This is a genomic window from Phenylobacterium sp., assembly GCF_031412415.1.
Taxonomy (GTDB): domain Bacteria; phylum Pseudomonadota; class Alphaproteobacteria; order Caulobacterales; family Caulobacteraceae; genus Phenylobacterium.
This window is the reverse complement of sequence record NZ_JANOCX010000083.1, coordinates 1-5,481: the sequence shown is the minus strand read 5'-3', so window position 1 is coordinate 5,481 and position 5,481 is coordinate 1. Positions and strand designations below refer to the sequence as shown.

The window sequence follows — 5,481 nt, the reverse complement described above, 5'->3', positions numbered from 1 at the left end:
TGGGTCGCACAGCAAAGGGCCTGATCCGGGCCCTGGAGAGCCGCTATGAAACGCAATACGTCTTGGCTCTCACTCTCTCTCTCGACATGGCAGATGACCATGGAGGCCCAACAGGTCATCGGCCTGCGCATGGCCAAGCTCGCCTTTGGCGGCGAAGCGGCGGCGGCCGAGACCGCCCTCATGTTCTCGGAAAAGGCCGCCTCGGCCCTGACGCTCCAGTCCGACATGGCGATGGCGTTGATGTCCGGCACTGGACACCTGACCCCGGCTCGCGCCGTCACCCACTACCGACGGAAGATCCGCGCCAACCGTCGACGCCTGACGCGCTAGACGAAACCAACTTCCGCTGGGAACTCATCCCAGCGCGTGGCACGCTTCCAAACGCGGATATGCGAATGGGGGTTTGCATGGTTGCGACGACAATGGGCGCCGAGCGCGCCGGGACGCGCTGGTTCTATGTGGGCATGGCGGCGGTGTTCGTCGTCATCGCCTTCGGGGGATTCATTCCCACCTACTGGTCGAAGATCGCCGCCGGCACGTTCGGCGGCGCGCCGATCCTGCACATTCACGGGCTGATCTTCTTTACCTGGACACTGTTCTACCTGGCGCAGACCTCACTGGTCGCCATGGGTCGGACCTATGATCATCGAAGCTGGGGCCTGGCCGGGATCGCGCTGGCCACGGCCATGTGCTTCACCGTCGTCCTGGCGGCGATTAACTCGATCAAGGTGGCCGAAGCCATCGGAATGGGCGAACAGGCCCGCCAGTTCTCAATTGTCTCGCTGAGCGGAGTCGTGGTGTTCGCCGTGCTGTTCGGCGCCGCCATCGCCAATAACACCCGCGCCGATGTCCACAAGCGCCTGATGCTGCTGTCCACCGTCCCGCTCATGGAGGCAGCGAGCGCGCGAGTGTTCATGGTCCTGCTCGCCCCGCCCGGCGCCGTGGGGCCGCCGCCGGTTCAGGCGACGATTCCGCCCAGCATCTTCGTCGACCTGCTGATCGTCGTGGCCATGGTCTATGATTGGCGCACCCGCGGCCGCCCCCACCCGGTCTATGTCTGGGGCGGTGGCGTGGTCGTCCTCAGCCAGATCGGCGCTATCGCCCTGGCCGGGACGCCAGGCTGGATGGCGGTGGCGACCTGGGTCGAATCCCTCACCGGCTGACCCGAACCGCGCCGATCCGCGCGCGTTCCCATATGATGGCGGGGCGTCTGGGAGACATGGCCTATGGAACGGACAATCCGATGAGCGTCGCCTTCACCAAGGAAGGTGATCACGAGGCCGCCGCCGCCGACCTGCCCGATCGCCCGATCTCGACGCACCCGAACCTGGTGACCGCCAAGGGTATGGCCGCGCTCGATGAGGCGCTGGCCGCCGCGCGCGCCGCCTATTCGTCCGCCCAGGCCGACGGCGAGGTCCAGGCCGACCGCACCGCCATGGCGCGGGCGACCCGCGACCTGCGCTACTATTCGGCGCGGCGCGGCAACGCCCAGCTCGTTGAAGGCGATCCCGACGCCGACACCGTCCAGTTCGGTCGCAAGGTCACCTTCGAGCGCGAGGACGGCCGTCGCCAGACCTTCGTCATCGTCGGTGAGGACGAGGCCGATCCCAAGAAGGGCTCGGTGTCCTACATCTCGCCTTTGGCGCAGGCCCTGCTGGGAAAGTCGGTCGGCGACACGGTCCGTGTGGCCGGGGCGGCCGTCGAGGTCGTTGCGATCGGCTAGGGTCGATCTTCCGCCGCGCGCATGACGAAGGCCAGGATCTCGGCGACGGCGACGTACAGCCGCTCGGGGATTTCCGCGTCCAGTTCGATGGTCGACAGGGCCTGAGCCAGCGGAGCGTTGCGTTCCAGCGGCACCCCGTGCGCCTCGGCCGCCTCGACGATCCTTTGCCCCACCAATCCTCGGCCGGTGGCCACCACGGTCGGCGCGCCCTGCCCTTCGTACTTCAGCGCGACGGCCAGCTTGTCCTTGAGCGGCTGGGTCATGAGGTCTGATCCACCAGCCGGCCGGCCTCGGGTATGCGGTTCGGTGGGGTTCCTGGATGGATGGCGACCTCGGCGCGGAGCTGGACGGCGGCCAGGGCGGCGGTGAGCAGGCCCTGATCGGCCCTCAGCCGGTCCAGGCCGTGGGCGCGCTCGGCCCATAGGCTGACGATCGCCTGGCCGCCTGACAGTCCGACCCGCGCGTGGATCGGACCGAGCGGTTCGGCGTCCAGGGAGAAGGCCGCGCGCCAGACCGGCTCGGCCTCGCCCGATTCGGCGCGCCCGTCGCGGCTGACCTCGAACTGCGCGACACCCGCGCCCTGGGGCGTGACGAAGGGCATTTCGAACATCCAGCGGCTCACCTGCGCCTCCGGACCGCTTTGCACGGGCAGGGAGGCGAGTTGCAGCAGCTCCTGACGGCCCAGGGCCGCATCGGTCTCCCGCGCCAACTCCTGGCCCATGACCACGGGCGAACCGCCGGGAGACAGCTTGCTGACCGCTGGGGGTTGAGCGCGCGTGCCCCCAGCCCGATAGGGCGGCGGCGGAACCGCGCCGGTCCGGGCCCCCTGAGCCGCCGGCGCGGCGGCCAGCCAACTCGACAGGGCCTGGCGCAGGATCAGCAAGCCTGCCTTCAGGTCCTGGCCGACCGGCGAGGCCATCGGCGCGGCGGCGAGATTGGCCTCAAGGAACAGTCCGGAACGGGCCATAGCCTTGGCGACATCCGGGCCGGTGACGTTCCCGGTCAGCGGCGGCGCGTGGGCCAGGACGCGGGCGGCGGCGTCGCGAACGGGGTTCGGCAGCGCCTGCTCCTGGGCCGCCTGAGCGAGATCGGCGACCAGGGGCGCGAGGCCCCCCTGGCGGGCGGCGGCGGCGCGGGTGACCTCGGCCACGGCCAGGGCCTGGATCTGCGCCGGATTGAGGTCGGGCAGCGGCGTCATGGCAGGCGCCGTCGCGGACACGGCGCGGACCGGCGTCACCGCGATGGTCAGGTTGGGCTGCGATACGCCCGAGATCGGTGCGATCGTCACGATAGGCCTGCCAGGTTAATCCGCACGGATCATAGAATCGCGAGGTGAAGCGGGGCTTAAGGACTTGCACGTCCAGTGCTAGGAGAGGGCGTGACAAACGCCCTGGCCGACCTTCCGCCTCTCCGCGACATCCTGGCCGAGCACGGCCTGATGGCCAAAAAGAGCTTCGGCCAGCACTTCCTGCTGGACCTCAACATCACCCGCAAGATCGCCCGGCTGGCCCAGGTGGGCGACGGTGACCACGTGATCGAGGTGGGTCCGGGCCCTGGCGGCCTGACCCGCGCTCTCCTGGAGACCGGCGCGCGGGTCACCGCCATCGAGAAGGACCCGCGTTTCCTGCCGCTGCTGGAAGACCTGGCCGCCGTCGCCGACGGCGCGCTCACCATCCGGGTCGAAGACGCGTTGAGCGCCGACGAGACGGCCCTGATCGCCGGCGCGCCGGCCCATGTGGTGTCGAACCTGCCCTACAATGTCGGCACCGCCCTGCTCATCAAATGGCTGACGGGCGCATTCACACCCGCCTCCATGACCTTGATGTTCCAGAAGGAAGTCGCCGAACGGATCGTGGCCGCGCCGGGCGATGCGGCCTATGGCCGCCTGGCGGTCCTGGCCCAGACCACGGCCAACGCCGCCCTGGTGATGGATGTCGGGCCGCGCGCCTTCACCCCGCCGCCCAAGGTCTCCTCGGCGGTCGTCCACCTGACCCCCCGTTCCGACCGACCCTCGGCCGAGCGGCTCTCGGCGCTCCAGACTGTCACCGCCGCGGCGTTCGGCCAGCGACGCAAGATGCTGCGCTCAAGCCTCAAGGTCCTGGGCGGCGAGACCCTGTGCGCCAAGGTGGGCATCGCGCCGGAGGCGCGAGCCGAGACGATCCCGGTCGAGGGCTTCCTGGCGTTGGCCGACGCCTGGCGGAGCTAGTCGCCGCCGCCGCCGCCATCACCGCCATCACCGCCGTCCGAGTCTCCGTCCCAGTCGCTGTCACCGCGTGCCGAACCACGTCCACGCCGTCGACGCATGAGGCCCAGCATCGCCAAGCCGGCCATCACCGCGACGACACCGATGGCGGCCCATACCGTTTGGCCGGTCATGAAGCTGCCCGGGAGGACGCCGATCCCCTGCAGGATCCAGACAAGGCCGACGCCGCAGAGCACCGCGCCCAGCACCTTCATGATCATCGCGTGTTCCCTCAGCCGATAAGCGCCGCCGCGCCGTCCCAGGCCAGCTTGGCGCCGACCACGATCAACAGGCCATAGATGATCTGGTAGAATCGCTCTGCCGGCACCCGCCTCACCAGCCAGACCCCGGCCCAGGTCGAGGCGATGGCCAGGGGCAACAGCACGAGGGCGGTCGACAGCGCCTGGGCCGTGAACTGGCCGAGCGCCCAATAGGCCGGGACCTTCATCCAGTTCACAGTCGCGAAGAATAGCGAACTGGTGCCGATGAACACGTCCCGCGGCAGGCGTTTCGGCAGGACATAGATCTGGAACGGCGGGCCGCCGGCGTGGGCGATCTGGCTGGTGAACCCGGCGGCCACGCCCGCCAGCACGCCACGCCAGGGCACGCGTTCTGGTCGGCCTTCGCGGATCGGCGCTCCGGGGCGGTCGAGCCACAGGCGCTGCACGGCGAACACCACCGAGATCACGCCCACGGCCAGTTCGACGGCCCCGGGCTGGACGAACGCCGCCAGGGCGTAGCCCAGTCCGATACCGGCCGCGGCGCTGGGCAGCATCAGGATAAGGACGCTCTTGTCCCAGGTCTTCCGGAACGACCAGACACTCACGACATCCTGCACGATCAGGATCGGCAGGGTGATCGAGGCCGCCAGCACTGGGGAGACAGCCAGGGCCATCAGCGGCACGGCGATCACGCCGACGCCCGCGAAGCCACCCTTGGCGAGGCCCAGCACGATCACCGCCGGGATGGCCAGCAGGTAGAAGACGGGATCTGTGAGGATCGGCAGGTCCATGACCGCCGTCACGCGCTCACCGGCGCTTGCCCAGCTCGGTGGCGATGTCCTTGACGTTGTGGCCGACCTTCTTGTGGGCCGCGGCGATCTGGTCGGCTGTGACGCCCCAGCGTTTGGCCCAGAACGCCACTTCGTGGCGCTCGCGGATGTCGATCCTGGGATTGTCGCGGAAGTCCCGCTTGCCCTTGGGTTCAGCCATGATCGCCTCCTTGAGGTTCCCCTTCTACCGCGATTCCGACCGTGAATTTTCTGCGCGGCGGATATCGTACGACGTGCGGCGTTTCCTATGTTTAGGTCGCAACGCCATGACCGCTGACTCGTCTTCCGCCGGGGATCCCAGACGCAGCCTGGAACTCCTCTGGGGCCTCGCCCCCACCCGCCGTCGCGGGCCGCGACCGCGCCTCAGCGTTGAGGGGATCGCCGTCGCGGCGATCGAACTGGCCGACGCCGAAGGTTTGTCAGCCCTGTCCATGCGCCGGGTCGCCGAGCGGCTGAACGTGGCCA

General features: G+C 69.2%; 9 protein-coding genes and 1 pseudogene. 5 read left to right on the top strand and 5 right to left on the bottom strand.

The genetic code is table 11. The features are described 5' to 3' along the window. Positions 1–45: 45 nt before the first annotated feature. From RMO04_RS04370 to greA, 3 genes are all read left to right on the top strand, one after another. Positions 46–330 (top strand): hypothetical protein, encoded by a 285-nt coding sequence (locus tag RMO04_RS04370; protein ID WP_309643571.1) that lies wholly within the window; start codon positions 46–48, stop codon positions 328–330. Positions 331–407: 77 nt separating this feature from the next. Next, positions 408–1,163 carry a hypothetical protein gene (locus tag RMO04_RS04365; RefSeq protein ID WP_309643570.1) on the top strand — a complete coding sequence of 252 codons (756 nt, stop codon included), beginning with the start codon at positions 408–410 and terminating at the stop codon, positions 1,161–1,163. An 80-nt stretch (positions 1,164–1,243) separates the two neighbouring features. Then, a complete protein-coding gene (greA, locus tag RMO04_RS04360; RefSeq protein ID WP_309643574.1) occupies positions 1,244–1,723 on the top strand; it encodes a transcription elongation factor GreA in 480 nt (159 codons plus the stop codon). Here greA and RMO04_RS04355 read toward each other — a convergent pair. Together RMO04_RS04355 and RMO04_RS04350 are read right to left on the bottom strand one after the other, a co-directional pair. Continuing rightward, entirely contained in the window at positions 1,720–1,986 is a 267-nt protein-coding gene (locus RMO04_RS04355; RefSeq protein WP_309643569.1) for an EscU/YscU/HrcU family type III secretion system export apparatus switch protein, read from the bottom strand. The two genes, greA and RMO04_RS04355, sit on opposite strands and share 4 nt — an antisense overlap. Further along, positions 1,983–3,011, bottom strand: coding sequence for a flagellar hook-length control protein FliK (locus tag RMO04_RS04350; protein WP_309643568.1), 1,029 nt, complete (start codon positions 3,009–3,011; stop codon positions 1,983–1,985). The genes RMO04_RS04355 and RMO04_RS04350 overlap by 4 nt, the downstream gene beginning before the upstream one ends. Before the next feature lie 150 nt (positions 3,012–3,161). Here RMO04_RS04350 and rsmA point away from each other — a divergent pair, with 150 nt between their 5' ends. Continuing rightward, the gene (gene rsmA / locus RMO04_RS04345; RefSeq protein ID WP_309643573.1) at positions 3,162–3,929 is read left to right on the top strand and encodes a 16S rRNA (adenine(1518)-N(6)/adenine(1519)-N(6))-dimethyltransferase RsmA; all 768 of its coding nucleotides are present in this window, start codon (positions 3,162–3,164) and stop codon (positions 3,927–3,929) included. On the opposite strand, the gene RMO04_RS04340 is transcribed toward rsmA, so the two are convergent. From RMO04_RS04340 to RMO04_RS04330, 3 genes are read right to left on the bottom strand one after another with little or no spacing between them, the layout of a single operon-like run. Continuing rightward, a complete protein-coding gene (locus tag RMO04_RS04340; protein ID WP_309643567.1) occupies positions 3,926–4,186 on the bottom strand; it encodes a hypothetical protein in 261 nt (86 codons plus the stop codon). The genes rsmA and RMO04_RS04340 overlap by 4 nt on opposite strands. Positions 4,187–4,197: 11 nt before the next feature. Next, positions 4,198–4,965: a sulfite exporter TauE/SafE family protein gene (locus RMO04_RS04335; protein ID WP_309643572.1), complete on the bottom strand. Its 768-nt coding sequence runs from the start codon at positions 4,963–4,965 to the stop codon at positions 4,198–4,200. A 28-nt stretch (positions 4,966–4,993) separates the two neighbouring features. Continuing rightward, positions 4,994–5,176, bottom strand: coding sequence for a DUF3606 domain-containing protein (locus RMO04_RS04330; RefSeq protein WP_305582113.1), 183 nt, complete (start codon positions 5,174–5,176; stop codon positions 4,994–4,996). A gap of 106 nt (positions 5,177–5,282) precedes the next feature. On the opposite strand from RMO04_RS04330, the pseudogene RMO04_RS04325 reads away from it, so the two are divergent. Beyond that, a pseudogene (locus tag RMO04_RS04325) lies at positions 5,283–5,481 on the top strand (TetR/AcrR family transcriptional regulator); the annotation flags it as partial.

Bases quoted from the DNA above. Each gene is read 5' to 3' on its own strand.
- RMO04_RS04370 (WP_309643571.1), top strand. From the start codon at position 46: ATGAAACGCAATACGTCTTGGCTCTCACTCTCTCTCTCGACATGGCAG.
- RMO04_RS04365 (WP_309643570.1), top strand. From the start codon at position 408: ATGGTTGCGACGACAATGGGCGCCGAGCGCGCCGGGACGCGCTGGTTC.
- greA (WP_309643574.1), top strand. From the start codon at position 1,244: ATGAGCGTCGCCTTCACCAAGGAAGGTGATCACGAGGCCGCCGCCGCC.
- RMO04_RS04355 (WP_309643569.1), bottom strand. From the start codon at position 1,986: ATGACCCAGCCGCTCAAGGACAAGCTGGCCGTCGCGCTGAAGTACGAA.
- rsmA (WP_309643573.1), top strand. From the start codon at position 3,162: ATGGCCAAAAAGAGCTTCGGCCAGCACTTCCTGCTGGACCTCAACATC.
- RMO04_RS04340 (WP_309643567.1), bottom strand. From the start codon at position 4,186: ATGATCATGAAGGTGCTGGGCGCGGTGCTCTGCGGCGTCGGCCTTGTC.
- RMO04_RS04330 (WP_305582113.1), bottom strand. From the start codon at position 5,176: ATGGCTGAACCCAAGGGCAAGCGGGACTTCCGCGACAATCCCAGGATC.